Below are 18,283 nucleotides of genomic sequence, written 5' to 3'. Positions count from 1 at the left end.
GCCGGGGTCCGTGAAGGGTGGGGACGGGGATTCTGTTGCGCATCGTGCAATGACTCCGGGCACTTCGATAACTCCTGGGGCGGCGCGGGCCGGTGGGTTGGACCGGTGGTCGGCGGGTTTGGCAGTGTTGCGCGTCCCCCTGCCGGAATCCCCCGTTCCGGTCGAAGTTCATCCCCCCGAAGGCGGTACCCGCGTTGAACAGGCGCGTCCACGTTCCCACCCGTGTGCTCGGCGGTGCGCTGGCCGGAGCACTGGTGCTCACCGCGGTCAGCGCCTGCGGCGGGCAGGACGGCGGACCGGTCACCCTCAGGCTGGTCGCGGCCGACTACGGGGAGAGCCCCGAGACCAACTCCAAGCGCTACTGGGACGCGCTCGCCAGGGACTTCGAGGCGGCCAACCCCGGGATCAAGGTCAGCGTCGAGGTGGACAGCTGGACCGAGATCGGCAAGAAGGTCGAGGACATGATCGCGGCCGGGAAGTCGCCGGACCTGCTCCAGACCGGCGGCTTCGCCGACCAGGTCGCGGCGGACCGGCTGTACCCGGCCTCCGACGTGCTCTCGGTGGACACCCAGGCCAGGTTCCTGGACACCTTCGCGCACGCCGGGCAGGTGCTCGGGACGCAGTACGGGATCCCGTTCGTGTCCTCGTCGCGGGTGCTCTTCTACAACAAGGCGGTGTTCCGGCAGGCCGGGATCGCCCAGCCGCCGGCCACCTGGAGCGAACTGCGGCAGGACGCGGAGAAGATCAAGGCCAAGGTGCCGGGGGTGACCCCGTACGGGCTGCCGCTGGGGCCGGAGGAGGCGCCGGCCGAGTCGATGCTCTGGACGCTGAGCGGCGGCGGCAGCATCTCCGACGACGTCGGCAACTACACCATCGACAGCCCCCAGAACCAGGCCACCTTCAACTGGCTGAAGAGCAACCTGGTGGGCACCGGGCTGACGTACCCGGAACCGGGCAAGATGAACCGCACCCCGGTGTTCCAGGACTTCGCCGCCGGGAAGGTCGCGATGCTGAACGGGCATCCGACGCTGCTGCGGATGGCGACCGCCGGGAAGATCGACTTCGGGACGGCGCCGATCCCGAAGAAGGACGGCGTCGGGCGGACCGGGAGCCTCGGGGTCGCCGACTGGATGATGGCGTTCAAGGCGAACGGGCACAAGAACGAGATCAAGAGGTTCCTGTCGTTCGTCTACGACAAGGACAACCAGCTGAAGTTCGACGAGCAGTACAACCTCCTGCCGGTCACCCAGGACGCGTTCGGGCAGATGTCGTCGGACCCCAAGCACGAGGACCTCAAGCAGTTCGCGGTCGGGCTGACCAACGCGAGCTTCTACCCGTTCGGGGACCCGGCCTGGGGCGAGGTCAGCAACCAGATCAAGGCCGGGATCGGGCAGGCGGTGACGGGGGACCCGAAGCAGGTGCTCGGCGGGCTGCAGGACGCGGCGGTGAAGGAGGCGGCGAAGGTCCGCAAGTAGGACCGGGGCCCGGACCGGGGCGGGGAGGGAGTCCGGTCCGGGCGGAGGGGTCAGGGGAGGGTGATGGCGTAGGCCTTGCGGAGGGTCTCGTGGACCGTCCAGGTGGTGCGGTCGCCCTCACGCAGGACCCCGCAGTCGCCGGGGCCGACCTCCAGGGTCGGGCCGCCCTCGATCGCGATGGTGGCCCGGCCGCTGAGCACCACGAACATCTCGTCGGCCTCGACGTCGGTGACCACGCCGGGGGTGATCTGCCACAGACCGCGCAGGTGGCGGCCGTCGGCCGACTCGGACAGCACCCTGCCGGAGACCTCGGGGGTGCCGGAGACGATCTGGGACGGGTCGAGCGGGTCGGGGTCGAGGTCGGCGGTGGGGATGTGCAGGGCGAAGCCGGGCGTGGTCATGGGGGTGACGGTAGCCCGGGACGGGGGACGGTGGGGCGAGCAGTGTGTGTCGGGGTCGCGCGGGAGAATGACACTCCGTAGTGGTGGACGGAGGGTTTCCGGTGGGCGAGCTGACCGAGCGGGACCGGGCGGTGCTGGCGCTGGAGGGGCGGCAGTGGCGGACGGCGGGGGCCAAGGAGCGGGCGATCCGGGAGGAGCTGGGGCTCTCCTCGACGCGGTACTACCAGGTGCTGAACGCTCTGCTGGACCGGGAGGAGGCGTTGGCGCAGGCGCCGGTGCTGGTGAATCGGTTGCGGCGGGTTCGGGAGGCGCGGCGGGAGGCGCGTTGAGTTCGGGTTGGGGTGCGGGCTTTCGGGAGGGTGGGGGGCCGGGGGCGGCTCCGGGGGTGGGTGCTGCGGGGGCTGGATGATTTTCAGACTGCCGGTTCTGCGGGTGGGGGGCTGGGGAGCGTTGGCAGTCTGAAAATCACCCGTCACGCCCCTCTCCGCACCCACCCCCTGCGCCGCCCCCTTCCGCAGCGCGTCCCTCTCGCTGGGGAGGGGGAGGGGTGCGTGGGTGGGGGAGGTGGGGGCTGTCCTGCTGGGGGTGCGGGGCGCGCGGGCTTTCGCCGTGCGCGCCCGCTGGGGGCTGGTGGGGTGGGGAAATGGGGGTGACGGGGTGGCGGCGGCGGGGTGAGGATCGTGGGATGAGTGATGGGGGCGTGTTCCTGGTGACCGGGCGGTTGGTGTTGCGGCGTTTCACGATGGGGGACGTGGAGCGGCTCGTGGAGTTGGACGGGGACCCGGAGGTGATGCGGTTCCTGACCGGGGGGAGGCCGAGTGCGCGGGAGTGGGTCGAGGGGGAGCTGTTGCCGCAGTACCTGGAGCACTACCGGCGGTACGGGGACCTGGGCTGGTGGGCGGCGGAGGAGCGGGTGGGCGGGGCGTTCCTGGGGTGGTTCGAGTTCCGGCCCACGCGGGAGGGGGAGCGTGGGGAGGTCGAGCTCGGGTACCGGTTGCGGCGGGCCGGGTGGGGGCGCGGGTACGCGACGGAGGGGGCGCGGGCGCTGGTGCGGCGGGGGTTCGTGGAGGCGGGGGTGGAGCGGGTGGTGGCGTACACGATGGCGGTGAACGCGGGCTCGCGGCGGGTGATGGAGAAGAGCGGGTTGTCGTACGTCCGGACGTTCCACGAGGACTACCCGGAGATGATCGCCGGGAGCGAGCACGGGGAGGTCGAGTACGCGGTGACGGCGGGGGAGTGGCGGGCCCGGTCCGGGATACTTGGGGCATGAGGCTGACGGAGTTCTGGCGACGGATGTACGCGCACTTCGGCGAGGCGTACGCGGAGTCGTTCGCGACCGACCACGTGATGAGCGAGCTGGGCGGGCGGACGGTGCGGCAGGCGCTGGAGTCGGGCTGGGAGGCCAAGGACGTCTGGCGCGTGGTCTGTGACACCCAGGGGATCTCCGGCGTGCTGCGCTGAGTGCCGGCTCGCGGGGGCATGGGACAGACTGTTCGGGTGACAAGTAGCGCAGAACAGAAGGATTCGGACGAGCGGGGTGCGGACGGTGCTCCGGCGGGCGGGGGGCTGTGGGGCGGCGGGATGCCGCGCTGGCTGCCGCGGGCGATGGTGCTGTTCCTGGTGCTGGTGGGGGCGTTCCAACTCGCCGACTGGGCGTTCCGGCAGCTGATCGACCTGTTCGTGATGCTGCTGGTGTCGTTCTTCCTGTCGTTGGCGCTGGAGCCGGCCGTGGACCGGATGGCGGCGCGGGGGGTGCGCCGGGGGGTCGGGACCTTCCTGGTGTTCGTGGCGGTCCTGGTCGCGCTGGTGGGCTTCCTCGCCGCGCTGGGCACGCTGCTGGTCGACCAGGTGGCGAAGATCGCCGGCGACCTGCCCCACCTGGTCGACAACCTGATCGGCTGGATCAACCGGACCTTCCACCAGGACCTGTCGCTGGGCGAGTTGCAGAATCGGTTGCTCAAGGATTCCGGCACCATCGAGAACTACGTCCAGCAGGCCGCCGACAACGTCTGGGGCGTCTCCTCCACCCTGATCGGCGGGCTCTTCCAGGCCTTCACGGTCGGGCTGTTCACCTTCTACTTCACCGCCGAGGGCCCACGGGTGCGCCGGACGGTCTGTTCGATGCTGCCGCCGGCCAAGCAGGGCGAGGTGCTGCGGGCCTGGGAGATCGCGATCGCCAAGACCGGCGGGTACCTCTACTCGCGGGCGCTGCTCGCGGTGGTGTCGTCCGTCGGGCACTGGGTGATGTTCCAGCTGCTGGGCCTGCCGTACGCGGCGGCGCTGGCGGTCTGGGTGGGCGTCATGTCGCAGTTCGTGCCGACCATCGGGACCTACCTGGCCGGGGCGCTGCCGGTGCTGGTGGCGCTGACGGTGCGGCCGGTGGACGCGCTCTGGGTGCTGGGCTTCGTGGTGGTGTACCAGCAGATCGAGAACTACCTGCTGCAGCCGCGGATCACCGCGCGGACCGTGGACGTGCACCCGGCGCTGGCCTTCGGCTCGGTGATCGCGGGCGCGGCGCTGCTCGGCGCGGTGGGCGCGGTGATCGCGATCCCGGCGGCGGCGACGCTCCAGGGCTTCGTGGGGACGTACGTGCGGCGGTACGAGGTGGCCACCGACCCGCGGATCGACCGGGGCGAGCAGCGGCGGGCCCGCCGGGAGCTGCGCCGGGAGGCGGCCCGGCGGCTGCGCCGGATGGTCGGCGGGGACGGGGGAAGGCGCGGGGAGTGACCCGGGGCGGCCGCCCCCGAGGGGAGTCCTCGGGGGCGGCACCGTGCGGACGTGCGACGCTTGAATCGAACAGATGTTCTTTGTACTCTCCGGCCAAGAGTTTTCCACAGGCTGAGCCCGGTCGGGCTCGTTTGTCAGTGGGACGCGCTAGCGTCGAGGACGATGAAGCGCACAGCACAGAACCCGAGGGAAAAAGCCATGGCAGGTACGGACCGCGAGAAGGCACTAGAGACCGCTCTCGCCCAGATCGAGCGGCAGTTCGGCAAGGGCTCGGTGATGCGCCTCGGCGAGAAGGCCAACGAGCCGGTCGAGGTGATCTCCACCGGGTCCACCGCCCTGGACGTCGCCCTCGGGGTCGGCGGCATCCCGCGCGGCCGGGTGATCGAGATCTACGGCCCCGAGTCCTCCGGCAAGACGACCCTGACCCTGCACCTGGCCGCCAACGCCCAGAAGGCCGGCGGCACGGTCGCGTTCGTCGACGCGGAGCACGCGCTCGACCCGGAGTACGCCAAGAAGCTCGGCGTGGACACCGACGCCCTGCTGGTCAGCCAGCCGGACACCGGTGAGCAGGCCCTGGAGATCACCGACATGCTGATCCGCTCCGGCGCGATCGACCTGGTGATCATCGACTCGGTCGCGGCGCTCGTCCCGCGCGCCGAGATCGAGGGCGAGATGGGCGACTCGCACGTCGGTCTGCAGGCCCGACTGATGAGCCAGGCGCTGCGCAAGATCGCCGGTGCGCTGAACCAGTCGAACACCACCGCGATCTTCATCAACCAGCTGCGCGAGAAGATCGGCGTGATGTTCGGTTCGCCGGAGACCACGACCGGTGGCCGGGCGCTGAAGTTCTACGCCTCGGTCCGGCTCGACATCCGCCGGATCGAGACCCTGAAGGACGGCACCGAGGCGGTCGGCAACCGCACCCGCGTCAAGGTGGTCAAGAACAAGGTCGCCGCGCCGTTCAAGCAGGCCGAGTTCGACATCCTCTACGGCGTGGGCATCAGCCGCGAGGGCGGCCTGATCGACATGGGCGTGGAGCACGGCTTCATCCGCAAGTCGGGCGCCTGGTACACCTACGAGGGCGACCAGCTGGGCCAGGGCAAGGAGAACGCCCGCAACTTCCTGCGGGACAACCCGCAGCTCGCCGACGAGATCGAGCGGAAGATCAAGGGCAAGCTGGGCATCGGCCCGAAGGTGGAGGAGCCGGCCGAGGGCGGCGCCGAGGCCGCGGTCGCCGCTACCGACGGTGCCGCCGCCAAGCCGATCACCGCGACCGCCACCAAGACGGCCGCGGCGAAGAAGACGGCGGCGGCCAAGGCCTGAGCCGTTGACGCAGCACGACACGGTGGGCGGCCCGGCGGGCCCGGAGGACGACGACTACGGGCCGCCGGACTGGTTCGCCGCGGTCGCGGAGGAGCCCGAACCGGAACCGGTGGCCGAGCGGTCCCGGGGAACGCGCTCCCGACGCGGCCGCCGGTCCACCACGCAATGGGCATCCGGCCCCGAGCCGGAGTTCGACCTGGCTCCGGCCCGGGCGGTGCGCGGCGCGGCGCCCGGGCCGGGGCCGGCGGAGGCCTCGATCGAGGAACTCGGTCTGGTCGCCGCCTCCGAACTGCCCACCGGCCGTCGCCGGCGCCGCTCGGCCGTGGCGGCCGAGGACTTCGAGGCCGCCGGGCCCGCTCCGGCAGCGACGGAGGCGGAGCGCGGCCGAGCCGGGGGCGGCGCGGCCGGTCACGGGAGTGGGGCCGCCTCGGAATCCCGTCGGGGCACGCGCCGGGGCCGTTCCGCCGGGCCGTCCGGGGAGGAGGGCTCCGCCCGTACCTCCCGGAGGCAGGCCGAGGAGTCGGTCGATCCGGAGACCCGCGCCCGGGACATCTGCCTGCGGCTGCTGACCGGTGCCGCCAAGTCCCGCAAGCAGCTCGCCGACGCCCTGCGCAAGCGGGAGATCCCGGACGAGGTCGCCGACGAGGTGCTCACCCGGCTCGAAGAGGTCGGGCTGATCGACGACGCGGCCTTCGCCGCGGCCTGGGTGGAGTCCCGGCACGCCGTCCGCGGCCTGTCCCGGCGGGCGCTGGCCCAGGAGCTGCGGACCAAGGGCATCGCCGCCGACCTGGTCGAGCAGGCCGTCGCCCGACTCGACCACGACGACGAGACGGACGCGGCCCGCGCACTGGTCGAGCGCAAGCTGCGGTCCACCCGGGGGCTGGACACCCAGGTGCGCACCCGGCGGCTGGTCGGGATGCTGGCCCGGCGCGGCTACTCCGAGGGGCTGGCGTTCCGGGTGGTGCGCAGCGCGCTGGAGGAGGAGCGGAGTGAACCGTCGGGTCGGGAGTAGTGGCCGTTCTGTAGGCGTCCTGGGCTGAGCCCCGCACCAGACCTTCTGGAACAAGCTTTAGGAGACGCCCTGGCTGGGGGTGTCCACCTGCTGGGGCGCGGGCTGCTCGGCCGGGTCGGGTGCCGGGGTGAGCGTGGCCGGGCCGCCGCGGGCGCGGTCGGCGAGGGCGAGCAGGTCCTCGGCGACGGCGCCCTGGGTGACGCCGACCAGGTGGCCGTCCGGGCGGATCAGCAGGACGGTGTGCGGCCCGGCGCCCGGGTAGTCCTCGGTGACCAGCACCTCGGCCGGGACGGGCAGTGCGGCGGCGACCTCGGCGAGGCGGGGCATCAGCCCGGCGCCGAGCCAGTGCTCGGAGGACCAGACGGCGGTGCCGGGGGCGACCAGCAGCAGCAGGAAGGCGGTGCCGAGCCGGGCGTGCAGGTGGTCGGGGGTGCCGTCGTCCGCGAGCACCGGGAGGTCCGGGACGAGCACGCCGGGGGCGGTGGCGGGCAGCAGTTCGCTGAGCGAGGTGGTGCCGCGCGCGCCGCGCTGCACCGGGACCCGGCCGGGCACGCCGGAGGGCGCCGCCGGGTAGGCGGGGGCGCCGCCGAACCGGCCGGTGCCGAGCTGGCCGTCGGCGAGCAGCGGGGCGTGCTTGCGGAAGCCGCCGACCAGCAGGGAGCGCCGGGTCTGCTGCCAGCCGCGCAGCGGGCGCAGCAGCGGCATGGACTGGTCGACCGCGCGCAGCCGGGCGCCGACCGCCCCGCGCCGCTCGGCCTCGTAGCCGTCCAGCAGCGAGCCGCCGGGCTGCGGTCCGCCGGAGTGGAGGTGCCAGGCGAGGGCCAGCCGCCAGGCGAGGTTGTCGGCGTCGCGCAGCCCGTCCGTGAGGTTCTGCATGCCGAGCGCGCCGTGTAGGTGGGCGGCGTCGCCGGCCAGGAAGCAGCGGCCGACCCGGAAGCGGGCGGCGAGCCGCTGCTGCGCAGTGTGGTCGGCGGCGGCCAGCAGTTCGAAGCGGGGCAGCTCGCCGCACCAGCCGGTGAGGGTGGCGGTGACCCGGGTGAGCAGGGTGTCGCCGGTGACGATGCCGGGCCAGGTGGCGTGCGGGTCGACGGTCTCGGTGGCGGCGGGCCGGCCGGGTGGCAGCCGCCAGTCGAGCCGCCAGACGCCGTCCGGCAGCGGACGGGCGGAGGCCTCGCGGTCGCCCCGCCACGGGGGCTCGCGGTGCAGCCGGGCGCCGTCGAAGGGCAGGTCGACCCGGACGGTGGCGATGGCGTTGCGGTCGACCGCCGGGCGGCCGGGGAAACGGATCTTCAGGAGCCTGCGGACCATGGATCTGGCGCCGTCGCAGCCGACCAGGTGGCTGCCGCGCCACCAGGTGGTGGAGCCGTCCTGGGTGCCGGTGGTGCGGACGCTGACGCCGTCCCGGTCCTGTTCGAGCTCGACGACCCGGCTGAGCGGGACGAGCCTGATCAGCGGGGTCCCGGTCAGGGCGTCCCGCAGCCCGCGCTGGAGGCGGTGCTGGGGCAGGTGGAAGGTGGGCGAGTCGGTGAGGTCGATCCGCAGCACCTCCTGGCGGCGGCGCCAGATGGCGAAGGAGTCCCACAGCGCGGAGTCCGAGACGGCCCGCGGGTAGCCGATCCGGGTCAGGAAGGCGGCGGTGTCGGCGCCGAGCACCAGACTGCGCGGGCCCTCGGGGCAGAGCCCGGAGCCCTCGTCCAGGACGATGGTGGGCACCTCGTGCCGGGCGAGGGTGAGGGCCAGGGCCAGACCGACCGGTCCGGCCCCGACCACGATCACCGGGTCCATGACGGAACCTCCGGACACGAACCGGCCGATCGGCCGGCGTCAGTTACCGCTGCCGCATATGCCGCGTGGATGCTCCCGGGAGGTGTCACGAAGAGCAATGCAACAGTTCGCCTGCGTGTCCGTCAAGCAGAAGCTGAAGTGCGCCGGTTCGCGCCGCGACGGCCGCGTGCTTCGATCCAGCGTGCGAGCGCGGTCAGCAGCAGGCACATCGCGATGTAGATCGGGCCGATCACCAGCACCACGGGGATGTAGGGGAAGCCCGCGGCGTTGAGCGGCTGGCTGGCGATCTTCTTTCCGACGAACAGCAGCTCGTGGTAGGTGATGATGAAGCCGAGCGAGGTGTCCTTGAGGGTGACGACCAGCTGGCCGATCATCGAGGGCAGCATCGAGCGGACGGCCTGCGGCACCAGGATCGACGTCATCACCTGGGTCTTGCGCATGCCGAGCCCGTAGGCCGCCTCGCCCTGGCCGCGCGGGACGGCGTTGACGCCGCTGCGGATGATCTCGGCCTGGACCGCCCCGTTGTAGAGGGTGAGGCCGAGCACCAGCGCCCACATCGGCTGCTGGGCGAAGAACGCGTAGTAGAGCCCGACGATCAGGATCAGCAGCGGCATCGCCCGGAAGAACTGGGTGAAGGCCGTGCAGGCCCAGCGGACCGGTCGGTGGTCGGAGAGCTGACCGGCCGCCAGAAGCGATCCCAGGGCGAGCGAGAACAGCGCGGCCAGGCCGAAGGCCTCCAGGGTGGAGACCAGGCCGTCCACGATCTGCTGCTGGACGAAGGTGTACTGGAAGGCGTCCCAGAGGCCGGCGTCGAACTGGCCGTTGTCGTTCAGCGCGCTGAAGACATACCAGAGGAGGCCGCCGATGGCGAGCACCGAGAGGACGCCGAACGCGCGGTACCGGGTGCGGGCCCGCGGGCCGGGGGTGTCGTAGAGGACGCTGGCCGACGCCTGGCGCTGGAAAATGCTCATCGGGCCACCGCCAGTCGGGATTCCAGGAAGCGGAAGAACGTGGCGACCGTCGCGCTGATCAGCAGGTAGGCGCAGGCCACCCAGAAGAAGATGGCGAAGATCGAGTAACCGCGCTCGGAGAAGGTCTGCTGGGCGCTGTACAGCTCGGAGACGCTGAACGCGCCGGCGATCGCGGAGTTCCTGGGCAGGGCGATGAACACGCTGCTCATCGGGCCCAGGACGGTCCGGGCGGCCTGCGGCAGGACGACCAGGGTGAGGGTCTGGCCGAACGTCATGCCGAGGCTGCGGGCGGCCTCCGCCTGGCCGAGCGGCACGGTGTTGATGCCGGAACGGATCACCTCGCAGACGAACGAGGCGGTGTACCCGCCGAGCGCCAGCACGGCGAACACCAGGTGGCTGAAGTGCACGCCCAGCGGCGGCAGGCCGAAGGTGACGGCGAAGAACAGCAGGGTCAGCGGGGTGTTGCGGAAGAGCGTCACCCAGGTGGTGCCGAAGGCGCGCAGGACCGGCACCGGGGAGACCCGGAAGGCCGCCAGCAGGGTGCCCAGCAGCAGGGCGAGCAGAGCGCTGAGCGCGCTCACTTCGATCGTCTGTAGGAAGCCGTCGCGGAACAACGCGAAGTTGTCCTCCTCGAACAGGAACCCCATCCGGCGGCCCTCCTCTCAGTTCATGGTCGGGAAACCGACGTACGGCGGGTGGATCAGTAGCGCTCGAGGGCCGGGACGTCCGGCGCGGGGGAGCCGGAGGCGCCCAGGGTCGCGTCGTAGGCCTTCTTCCAGTCGCCGTTGTCCTCGTGGGCCTTGAGGGCGTCGCTGATCGCGTCGCGCAGCGCCTTGTCGTCCTTGTTGAGGCCGACGCCGTAGTTCTCCTTGGTGAACGGCTTGCCGACCACCTTGAGCTTGGGGGCGTACTTGGAGGCGTAGCCCTTGAGGATGGCGTCGTCGGTGGTGACCGCGTCGACCTCGCCGGACATCAGCTTCTCGACGCAGGCCGAGTAGGTGTCGAACTGCGTGACCTTCGGGTTGTACTGCTGGATGTTCTTGATCGAGGTCGAGCCGGTGGCGGTGCAGACGTTCTTGCCGCTGGTGCTCTCCGCGCCGGTGATCGAGCTGTTGTCGGCCTTCACCAGCAGGTCCTGGCCGGCGATGTAGTACGGGCCGGCGAACGAGACGGACTTCTTGCGCTCGTCGTTGATGCTGTAGGTGCCGACGTAGAAGTCGATCTGGCCCTTGGCGATGGCCGGCTCGCGCTGCGAGGAGACCAGGGTCTGCCACTTGATCTGCTGCGGGGTGAAGCCGAGGTCGGCGGCGATCATCTTGGCGATCTCGATGTCGAAGCCGCTGCGGTCGCCGCTGGCGACGTCCTCCCAGCCCAGGTTCGGCTGGTCGGCCTTGGCGCCGATGATCAGCTGGCCGCGCTTCTTGGCCTCGGCGAGGACCGGGGAGTCGACCTTGACGTCGGTCTTGACCGTGTAGGTCGGCAGCGCGGGGGCGTTGGCGCCGCTGCTGGCGGCGGCGGAGCCGGGGGTGCCGTCCTTGCCGCAGGCGGCGGTGGCGGTGAGCGCGACGGCACAGAGCGCGACGGCGAGGGTGCGGGACGTCCTCATGAGGGTTCTCCTGGGGGTGGGCCGCGGTGTCAACCGGGCTCTGGAGTCTGGAAGGCGTGCACGGACGGGGCCGGCCGGCGCCGTTGCCGGCGGCGGCCCCGCTGGTCTCGAAGCGTCAGTGGTGGAGGATCTTCGAGAGGAAGTCCTTGGCGCGGTCGGAGCGCGGCGCGGTGAAGAAGGCGTCCGGGGTGTTCTGCTCGACGATCTTCCCGTCGGCCATGAACAGCACCCGGTTGGCGGCGGAGCGGGCGAAGCCCATCTCGTGGGTGACCACGACCATCGTCATGCCGTCCGCGGCCAGCTGGCGCATGACCTCCAGCACCTCGTTGACCATCTCCGGGTCCAGCGCCGAGGTGGGCTCGTCGAAGAGCATCACCTTGGGCTTCATCGCCAGCGCCCGGGCGATCGCCACGCGCTGCTGCTGGCCGCCGGAGAGCTGGGCCGGGAACTTGTCCGCCTGCGCGCCGACGCCGACCCGCTCCAGCAGCTCCCGGGCGGTCTTCTCGGCCTGCGGGCGGGGCACCTTGCGCACCTTCACCTGGCCGATGACCACGTTCTCCAGCACGGTCTTGTGCGCGAACAGGTTGAAGCTCTGGAACACCATGCCGACCTCGGCGCGCAGCCGGGCCAGCTCCTTGCCCTCGTCGGGCAGCGGCCGGCCGTCGATGGTGATCGTGCCGGAGTCGATCGCCTCCAGCCGGTTGATCGTCCGGCAGAGCGTCGACTTGCCCGACCCGGACGGGCCGATCAGCACGACCACCTCGCCCTGGGCGATCTGGAGGTCGATGTCCTGCAGCACGTGCAGCGCGCCGTAGTGCTTGTTGACGTTGCTCAGCACGACCAGTGGGGCGGCTGCGGGGGTGGAGTCCTCGACCGGGCTCTCGGTCATCGCGCCTGCTCCCTGCTGTCGTCGAATCAAGCCTGCCCGAGAAGTCTCAACTCCCTTGGGAGGCAATGGTGGTACGAATCCGGGAGCCGCGGCCGGCGGAGCCGCAGCCCCCGGTGGGCCGACCTTAGGAGCCGCGACCGCGCGCCGTCAGCCGATCTGAGCGGAACTTGAGGATCACGAAACGGCCACACGGTGCCTACGTGCTGTTCGCGAGGGCGCCGGCGGGGCATGTCACAGCGGGAATCCGCGCCGGTGCTCCCCGTCCCCCAGGAGCCCGGAGCGCGGTCGAGCCTGGCGCCGGGCCGTTCCCTGGCCCATACTGCGCAGGACCGGGACCTGACCGATCGGCCCGGTGATCACCGGTGATCAGGTGGGGGAAGGAGGAGAACAGGATGCGACTGCTACTCGTCGAGGACGACGAACGCGTGGCCGCCGCGCTGGTCGCGGTGCTGGGCCGGCACGGCTTCCAGGTCCGGCACGCCCGCAGCGGGCACGAGGCGCTGGACGCCCTGGTGCCGGACGGCAACGAGCCCTACCGCGTGGTGCTGCTCGACCTCGGGCTGCCCGACCGCGACGGCTTCGAGGTGTGCAGCCGGATCAGGGCCGGCAGCGGCGTTCCGGTGATCATGGTCACCGCCCGCGCCGACGTCCGCTCCCGGATCCACGGCCTCAACCTGGGCGCCGACGACTACGTCACCAAGCCGTACGACATGGGCGAACTGCTCGCCCGCATCCACGCCGTGGCCCGCCGCGGCGCCGCCCCCTCCGCGGTGGCGGTACCCGCGCCCGACACCGTCCCGCAGCAGCGCGGCCCGCTGGAGTCCCGCGGCATCCGGATCGACCGGGAGCGCCGCCGGGTCAGCGTGGACGGCCGCGACGTGCCGCTCACCCGCAAGGAGTTCGACCTGCTCGCGCTGCTCGCCCAGAGCCCGGGCGTGGTCTACCGGCGCGAGCAGATCTTCAGCGAGGTCTGGCGCAGCGGCTGGGAGGGCAACGGGCGCACCCTGGAGGTGCACATCGGCTCGCTGCGCAACAAGCTGGCGCTGCCCGGCCTGGTCGAGGCCGTGCGCGGGGTCGGCTACCGGCTGATCCCCGACCGTCCGGCCCCCGCCGCGACCGAACCGGCCCCGCCCGCCCCCGCGGAGCACTGACCGCACGTGCGCACCCGCCTGCTCGGCATCCTGATCGCCCTCATGCTCTGCGTCCTGGCCGCCCTGGGGCTGCCGCTCGCGGCGGCGGTCGCGGCGGCCGAGCAGACCAAGGTGGTCGTCGACCGGCTCGACGACGCCGCCCGCCTCGCCCAGGACCTGCCCACCTCCGGCGCCGCCGACTCGGCCCGCAAGGGCGACCCGGAACCCGCCCCGGGCGACCTCAGCCGGCAGCGCGCGATCAACGCCGAGGTCCGCCGCTACCACGACCTGTACGGCGTGCGCCTGGGCATCTTCCAGCGCGACGGCCAGGCGATCGCCGCCGCCCCGGCCGACTGGCGGGTGCCCTCCGGCGGCTGGGGCGCCCAGGCCTTCCAGGAGGCGCTGGACGGGCGGCGCAGCCACAACCCGCCGCAGGTCTGGCCGTGGACGCCGGACCGGACGATCACCGTCGCCGCCCCGGTGGTGCGCGACGGCGACGTGGTCGCGGTGGTGCTGAGCGAGTCCCCGACCGAGGCGCTGCGCGCCCGGATGCTGCGCAAGTGGCTGGTGATCGGCGCGGGCGAGGCCGCCGCGATGATCGTCGCCGTGCTGCTCGCCGTCCGGCTCACCGAGTGGGTGCTGCGCCCGGTGCGCACCCTGGACCGGGCCACCCACGACATCGCCACCGGCCGGATGGCCGCCCGGGTCGCCCCCGGCGGCGGGCCGCCCGAACTCCAGCGGCTGGCCCGCTCGTTCAACGAGATGGCGGACCACGTGGTGCTCGCCATGGACCAGCAGAAGGCGTTCGTCGCGGACGCCTCGCACCAGCTGCGCAACCCGCTGTCGGCGCTGCTGCTGCGGGTCGAGGTGCTCGGCCTGGAACTGCCCGAGGGCCACGAGGAGGAGCTCAGCGGCGTCCGGGAGGAGGGCGTCCGGCTGGCCCGGGTGCTGGACGACCTGCTCGGGCTGGCCACCGCCGAGCACGCCCGCCCCGAACCCGAGCGCACCGACCTCGCCGAGCTCACCCTGGCCCGGGTGGACGCCTGGCGGCCGGTGGCCGAGCAGCGCGGCATCGCGCTGCGCTGGGAGGGCCCGGCCCTGGCGATCGGGATGGCCGACCCGATCGGCTTCGGCTCGGCCCTGGACGCCGTGCTGGACAACGCCCTCAAGTTCGGCCCGTCCGGCAGCGAGGTGCGGCTGAGGGTCGCGGTGCGCCGGGACGAGGTCGCGGTGACCGTCACCGACGCCGGGCCCGGCCTCACCGAGGACGAGCTGACCCGGGCCGGGGACCGGTTCTGGCGCAGCCCTCGGCACCAGAACGTGGACGGGTCCGGGCTGGGGCTGTCCATCGCCCGCACCCTGTTGGCGGCCGGCGGCGGCTCGCTCGGCTTCGCGCCGGTCAAGCCGACCGGGCTCGCGGTGACGCTGGCGGTGCCGCGGCCGGAGAAGTAGCCGCCGGGGGCCGTACACCGGCGTCCGCCCGCGGACGCGCGGGCCGGCGCCGACCCGCGGTCGCGGGTCCGAGGACCGGCCGCTACGGCTTCACGGAGCGGTAGTAGCGCGCCGCGCCGGTGTGCAGCGGCAGCGGGTCGGTGTAGACGGCGGTGCGCAGGTCGACCAGCTGAGCGGCGTGCACCTGGGCGCCGATCTGGTCCCGGCTGTCGATCACCGCGCGGGTCATCCCCTCGACCAGGCGCGGGTCCGCGTCGTCCCGGGTGATCAGCAGGTTGGGCACGGCCACCGTGGCGACGGCGTCCTTCGGCTCGGCGTTGGGATAGGTGCCCTTGGGCATGGTGGCCGCGCGGTAGGCGTCGGTGCCGCCGCCCTCGGCCAGGTGCAGGGCCTCGGAGAGGTCGCTCAGCGGCACGATCCGGATCCGGACGTGCTCGGAGAGGTCGGTGAGCGCGCTGGTGGGCAGGCCGCCGGACCAGAAGAACGCGTCCAGCCTGCCCGCGCGCAGGTCGTCGGCGGCCTCGCCGATCCCCTTCGGCACCGGGACGATGTCGTGGTCGGGGTCCAGCCCGGCGGCGGACAGCAGCCGCTTGGTCACCAGGTTCACCCCGGACTGCGGCAGCCCGACGCCGACCTTCAGGCCCTTGAGGTCGGCGGTGCGGCGCACCGGAGAGGCGGCCGGGACGACCAGCTGCAGGTAGTCGTCGTACAGCCGGGCGATCGCCCGCAGCTTCTCCTTGCCGGCGCCGTGGTATTCGGCCACCGCGTCGGCGGTCGCTATCGCGAAGGTGTCCCGGCCGTCGATCACCCGGGCGAGGTTGTCGATCGAGCCCTCGGAGTTGTCCAGGGCCAGCCGCACGCCCGGCATCGCCCGGGAGACGTGGCCCTGGAGCAGCTGCCCGTACCGGTCGTAGACGCCGCGCTGCACCCCGGTGGCGAAGCGGACCTCGCCGCGCGGGTACCCGGGCGAGCGGCCCGCCGACAGCCACCAGCCGCCGAAACCGGCCACCAGCAGCACCACCACCAGCACCGTCCGCCACAACGGGCTGCGGGCCGCGGTGCGGACGGCGGCGCCGAGACGGGACGGGGTGGTGGGGGCCATGGCAGGGATACTGCCAGGCGCTCCGGCGGAACGGGAGTGGAACGGGGGGTGGAAGCTCCGGGAAAAGCGCTTCGCCACTGCCCGTACCCTGGTCTGGTGAGCGGTGAGAGCGGATTGAAGAGCTACAAGGTCGTCACGCACGGCTGCCAGATGAACGTCCACGACTCCGAGCGGCTGTCCGGCCTGCTGGAGGACGCGGGGTACGTCAAGGCCGGGCCCGAGGGCGACCCGGACCTGGTGGTGTTCAACACCTGCGCGGTGCGCGAGAACGCCGACAACAAGCTGTACGGCAACCTCGGCCAGCTCGCGCCGGTCAAGACCCGCCACAAGGGCATGCAGATCGCCGTCGGCGGCTGCCTGGCCCAGAAGGACCGGGAGACCATCGTCAAGCGCGCCCCCTGGGTCGACGTGGTCTTCGGCACCCACAACATCGGCCACCTGCCGGCGCTGCTGGAGCGGGCCGCGGTCGAGCGCGAGGCCCAGGTCGAGATCCTGGAGTCGCTGGAGACCTTCCCCTCCACCCTGCCGACCCGCCGCGAGTCCGCCTACGCCGCCTGGGTCGCCATCTCGGTCGGCTGCAACAACACCTGCACCTTCTGCATCGTCCCCGCGCTGCGCGGCAAGGAGGAGGACCGCCGCCCCGGCGACGTCCTCGCCGAGATCGAGGCGCTGGTGGACGAGGGCGTCATCGAGGTGACCCTGCTCGGCCAGAACGTCAACGCCTACGGCTCCGACCTGGGCGACCGCGAGGCCTTCTCCAAGCTGCTGCGCGCGGCCGGCCAGGTCGAGGGCCTGGAGCGGATCCGCTTCACCTCCCCGCATCCGCGCGACTTCACCGACGACGTGATCGCCGCGATGGCCGAGACCCCGAGCGTGATGCACCAGCTGCACATGCCGCTGCAGTCCGGCTCGGACCGGGTGCTCAAGGCGATGCGCCGCTCCTACCGGCAGGAGCGTTTCCTCGGGATCATCCGCAAGGTCCGCGAGGCGATGCCGGACGCGGCCATCTCCACCGACATCATCGTCGGCTTCCCCGGCGAGACCGAGGAGGACTTCGAGGAGACGATGCACGTCGTCCGCGAGGCCCGCTTCACCAACGCCTTCACCTTCCAGTACTCCAAGCGCCCCGGCACCCCCGCCGCGGAGATGGCCGACCAGGTGCCGAAGGCGGTCGTGCAGGCCCGCTACGACCGGCTGATCGCCCTCCAGGAGGAGATCTCCTGGGAGGAGAACAAGAAGCAGGTCGGCCGGACCCTGGAGGTCCTGGTCGCCGAGGGCGAGGGCAAGAAGGACGACCGGACCCAGCGCCTCTCGGGCCGGGCGCCCGACAACCGGCTGGTGCACTTCGGCAAGCCCGAGGAGCCGGTGCGGCCGGGCGACATGGTGACCGTCGAGATCACCTACGCCGCCCCGCACCACCTGCTCGCCGAGGGGCCGGCGCTCGCGGTGCGCCGCACCCGGGCCGGCGACGCCTGGGAGAAGCGCCAGGCCGCGGCCGCCGCCAAGCCGGCCGGCGTGATGCTCGGCCTGCCGAAGATCGGCGCCCCGGCGGAGCTGCCGCAGGCCGTGCCGGCGGGCGGGGCCTGCTGCGGCGACTGACCCACCGCCCGTGACGGCGGCCCGGGCGGTCCGGGCCGTGCTGCTTCGGTTCGGGGGCGAGCGGGCGACCAGCGGGCCGGGCCGCCGTCGTTGGCTAGAGTGATCCACATGCTGGTAGCCGCCGCCGTGTGCCCCTGTCCGCCGCTGCTCGTCCCCGAGGTCGCCGCCGGGGCCGCGCCCGAGCTGGACGACCTGCGCGCGGCCTGCGACGACGCCCTGGCGGCGCTGGTCGCGGCCGGACCGCAGCTGGTCGTGGTGGTCGGCACCGGGCCGGCGGCCGAGGTGTGGACCGAGGGCGGGGCCGGCTCCTTCCACCGCTACGGGGTGCCGCTGGTCGCCAAGCTGCCCGGTGGCCGGGTCGAGGGGCCGGAGCTGGCCCCCTCGCTGACCGTCGGCGCCTGGCTGCTGGAGCGCGCCGGGGTGACCCTGCCCACGCACGCCTGTGCGGTGCCCGCCGACGCCCCCGCCGACCGGATGCTCGGCCTCGGCCAGGGCCTGGCCGGTCTGGCCGACCGGGTCGCGCTGCTGGTGCTCGGCGACGGCAGCGCCTGCCGCACGGTGAAGTCGCCCGGCTACCTGGACGAGCGGGCCGAGGGCTACGACACCGCCCTGGCCGCCGCCCTGGGCACGGCCGACCTGTCCGCCCTGGCCGCGCTGGACCCGGGCCTGGCCGCCGAGCTCAAGGCCGACGGCCGGGCGCCCTGGCAGGTGCTGGCCGGCGCCGCGGAGGGCGCCGGCCTCACCGGACGGCTGGGCTACCAGGACGCCCCGTACGGGGTCGGGTACTTCGTGGCGTCCTGGTCCTAGGGAC

The 18,283-nt window shown here is 72.7% G+C and carries 18 protein-coding genes; 11 read left to right on the top strand and 7 right to left on the bottom strand.

Annotated elements, in window-relative coordinates; all coding sequences use genetic code 11:
* Positions 1-194: 194 nt before the first annotated feature.
* Entirely contained in the window at positions 195-1,475 is a 1,281-nt protein-coding gene (locus ACIQI7_RS31595; RefSeq protein ID WP_401116720.1) for an extracellular solute-binding protein, read from the top strand.
* Between the two features lie 50 nt (positions 1,476-1,525).
* Here the strand turns inward: ACIQI7_RS31595 and ACIQI7_RS31590 are convergent, their stop codons facing one another.
* The gene (locus tag ACIQI7_RS31590) at positions 1,526-1,876 is read right to left on the bottom strand and encodes a cupin domain-containing protein (protein ID WP_387760513.1); all 351 of its coding nucleotides are present in this window, start codon (positions 1,874-1,876) and stop codon (positions 1,526-1,528) included.
* A gap of 101 nt (positions 1,877-1,977) precedes the next feature.
* On the opposite strand from ACIQI7_RS31590, the gene ACIQI7_RS31585 reads away from it, so the two are divergent.
* The 6 genes from ACIQI7_RS31585 to recX all read left to right on the top strand — a co-directional run bounded on the left by ACIQI7_RS31585 (position 1,978) and on the right by recX (position 6,938).
* Positions 1,978-2,205: a DUF3263 domain-containing protein gene (locus tag ACIQI7_RS31585; protein ID WP_401116717.1), complete on the top strand. Its 228-nt coding sequence runs from the start codon at positions 1,978-1,980 to the stop codon at positions 2,203-2,205.
* A gap of 356 nt (positions 2,206-2,561) precedes the next feature.
* Positions 2,562-3,146, top strand: coding sequence for a GNAT family N-acetyltransferase (locus ACIQI7_RS31580; RefSeq protein WP_401116715.1), 585 nt, complete (start codon positions 2,562-2,564; stop codon positions 3,144-3,146).
* Positions 3,143-3,337: a DUF3046 domain-containing protein gene (locus ACIQI7_RS31575; protein ID WP_387759440.1), complete on the top strand. Its 195-nt coding sequence runs from the start codon at positions 3,143-3,145 to the stop codon at positions 3,335-3,337. Before ACIQI7_RS31580 ends, ACIQI7_RS31575 begins: the two co-directional genes overlap by 4 nt.
* Before the next feature lie 36 nt (positions 3,338-3,373).
* Positions 3,374-4,603, top strand: a complete 1,230-nt coding sequence (locus tag ACIQI7_RS31570; RefSeq protein WP_401116713.1) for an AI-2E family transporter — start codon at positions 3,374-3,376, stop codon at positions 4,601-4,603.
* A 198-nt stretch (positions 4,604-4,801) separates the two neighbouring features.
* Positions 4,802-5,926 (top strand): recombinase RecA, encoded by a 1,125-nt coding sequence (gene recA / locus ACIQI7_RS31565; protein ID WP_387759444.1) that lies wholly within the window; start codon positions 4,802-4,804, stop codon positions 5,924-5,926.
* Positions 5,927-6,248: 322 nt separating this feature from the next.
* Complete coding sequence (gene recX / locus ACIQI7_RS31560; protein ID WP_401116830.1) at positions 6,249-6,938, top strand: recombination regulator RecX; 690 nt, start codon at positions 6,249-6,251, stop codon at positions 6,936-6,938.
* Between the two features lie 57 nt (positions 6,939-6,995).
* Here the strand turns inward: recX and ACIQI7_RS31555 are convergent, their stop codons facing one another.
* The 5 genes from ACIQI7_RS31555 to ACIQI7_RS31535 form a co-directional block, all read right to left on the bottom strand.
* Entirely contained in the window at positions 6,996-8,723 is a 1,728-nt protein-coding gene (locus ACIQI7_RS31555) for an FAD-dependent monooxygenase (RefSeq protein WP_401116710.1), read from the bottom strand.
* A 122-nt stretch (positions 8,724-8,845) separates the two neighbouring features.
* Positions 8,846-9,694, bottom strand: a complete 849-nt coding sequence (locus ACIQI7_RS31550; RefSeq protein ID WP_401116708.1) for an amino acid ABC transporter permease — start codon at positions 9,692-9,694, stop codon at positions 8,846-8,848.
* The gene (locus tag ACIQI7_RS31545) at positions 9,691-10,341 is read right to left on the bottom strand and encodes an amino acid ABC transporter permease (RefSeq protein ID WP_401116706.1); all 651 of its coding nucleotides are present in this window, start codon (positions 10,339-10,341) and stop codon (positions 9,691-9,693) included. Before ACIQI7_RS31545 ends, ACIQI7_RS31550 begins: the two co-directional genes overlap by 4 nt.
* A 53-nt stretch (positions 10,342-10,394) precedes the next feature.
* On the bottom strand, positions 10,395-11,300 hold the full coding sequence (locus ACIQI7_RS31540) for a glutamate ABC transporter substrate-binding protein (RefSeq protein ID WP_401116704.1): 906 nt from the start codon (positions 11,298-11,300) through the stop codon (positions 10,395-10,397).
* Positions 11,301-11,415: 115 nt separating this feature from the next.
* The gene (locus ACIQI7_RS31535; protein WP_401116702.1) at positions 11,416-12,189 is read right to left on the bottom strand and encodes an amino acid ABC transporter ATP-binding protein; all 774 of its coding nucleotides are present in this window, start codon (positions 12,187-12,189) and stop codon (positions 11,416-11,418) included.
* Positions 12,190-12,581: 392 nt separating this feature from the next.
* On the opposite strand from ACIQI7_RS31535, the gene ACIQI7_RS31530 reads away from it, so the two are divergent.
* Together ACIQI7_RS31530 and ACIQI7_RS31525 are read left to right on the top strand one after the other, a co-directional pair.
* Positions 12,582-13,340 carry a response regulator transcription factor gene (locus ACIQI7_RS31530; protein ID WP_387759456.1) on the top strand — a complete coding sequence of 253 codons (759 nt, stop codon included), beginning with the start codon at positions 12,582-12,584 and terminating at the stop codon, positions 13,338-13,340.
* Positions 13,341-13,346: 6 nt separating this feature from the next.
* Positions 13,347-14,771, top strand: coding sequence for a sensor histidine kinase (locus ACIQI7_RS31525; RefSeq protein ID WP_401116699.1), 1,425 nt, complete (start codon positions 13,347-13,349; stop codon positions 14,769-14,771).
* An 82-nt stretch (positions 14,772-14,853) separates the two neighbouring features.
* Here the strand turns inward: ACIQI7_RS31525 and ACIQI7_RS31520 are convergent, their stop codons facing one another.
* Positions 14,854-15,873: a TAXI family TRAP transporter solute-binding subunit gene (locus ACIQI7_RS31520; protein ID WP_401116697.1), complete on the bottom strand. Its 1,020-nt coding sequence runs from the start codon at positions 15,871-15,873 to the stop codon at positions 14,854-14,856.
* 96 nt (positions 15,874-15,969) lie between these two features.
* Between ACIQI7_RS31520 and miaB the strand changes: the two genes are divergently transcribed.
* Both miaB and ACIQI7_RS31510 read left to right on the top strand, forming a co-directional pair.
* Positions 15,970-17,472: a tRNA (N6-isopentenyl adenosine(37)-C2)-methylthiotransferase MiaB gene (miaB, locus tag ACIQI7_RS31515; protein WP_401116695.1), complete on the top strand. Its 1,503-nt coding sequence runs from the start codon at positions 15,970-15,972 to the stop codon at positions 17,470-17,472.
* A 108-nt stretch (positions 17,473-17,580) separates the two neighbouring features.
* Positions 17,581-18,279, top strand: a complete 699-nt coding sequence (locus tag ACIQI7_RS31510; RefSeq protein ID WP_401116693.1) for a class III extradiol dioxygenase subunit B-like domain-containing protein — start codon at positions 17,581-17,583, stop codon at positions 18,277-18,279.
* Positions 18,280-18,283: the final 4 nt, after the last annotated feature.

The organism is Kitasatospora sp. NPDC092039, assembly GCF_044756065.1.
Classification (GTDB): domain Bacteria; phylum Actinomycetota; class Actinomycetes; order Streptomycetales; family Streptomycetaceae; genus Kitasatospora.
This window is presented reverse-complemented; position numbering and strand designations above follow the sequence as displayed.

What these genes read in the sequence shown, in the direction of transcription:
- ACIQI7_RS31590 (WP_387760513.1), bottom strand. Translation starts at nt 1,876, where the DNA reads ATGACCACGCCCGGCTTCGCCCTGCACATCCCCACCGCCGACCTCGAC.
- ACIQI7_RS31580 (WP_401116715.1), top strand. Translation starts at nt 2,562, where the DNA reads ATGAGTGATGGGGGCGTGTTCCTGGTGACCGGGCGGTTGGTGTTGCGG.
- ACIQI7_RS31575 (WP_387759440.1), top strand. Translation starts at nt 3,143, where the DNA reads ATGAGGCTGACGGAGTTCTGGCGACGGATGTACGCGCACTTCGGCGAG.
- recA (WP_387759444.1), top strand. Translation starts at nt 4,802, where the DNA reads ATGGCAGGTACGGACCGCGAGAAGGCACTAGAGACCGCTCTCGCCCAG.
- ACIQI7_RS31555 (WP_401116710.1), bottom strand. Translation starts at nt 8,723, where the DNA reads ATGGACCCGGTGATCGTGGTCGGGGCCGGACCGGTCGGTCTGGCCCTG.
- ACIQI7_RS31550 (WP_401116708.1), bottom strand. Translation starts at nt 9,694, where the DNA reads ATGAGCATTTTCCAGCGCCAGGCGTCGGCCAGCGTCCTCTACGACACC.
- ACIQI7_RS31545 (WP_401116706.1), bottom strand. Translation starts at nt 10,341, where the DNA reads ATGGGGTTCCTGTTCGAGGAGGACAACTTCGCGTTGTTCCGCGACGGC.
- ACIQI7_RS31540 (WP_401116704.1), bottom strand. Translation starts at nt 11,300, where the DNA reads ATGAGGACGTCCCGCACCCTCGCCGTCGCGCTCTGTGCCGTCGCGCTC.
- ACIQI7_RS31535 (WP_401116702.1), bottom strand. Translation starts at nt 12,189, where the DNA reads ATGACCGAGAGCCCGGTCGAGGACTCCACCCCCGCAGCCGCCCCACTG.
- ACIQI7_RS31530 (WP_387759456.1), top strand. Translation starts at nt 12,582, where the DNA reads ATGCGACTGCTACTCGTCGAGGACGACGAACGCGTGGCCGCCGCGCTG.
- ACIQI7_RS31520 (WP_401116697.1), bottom strand. Translation starts at nt 15,873, where the DNA reads ATGGCCCCCACCACCCCGTCCCGTCTCGGCGCCGCCGTCCGCACCGCG.
- ACIQI7_RS31510 (WP_401116693.1), top strand. Translation starts at nt 17,581, where the DNA reads ATGCTGGTAGCCGCCGCCGTGTGCCCCTGTCCGCCGCTGCTCGTCCCC.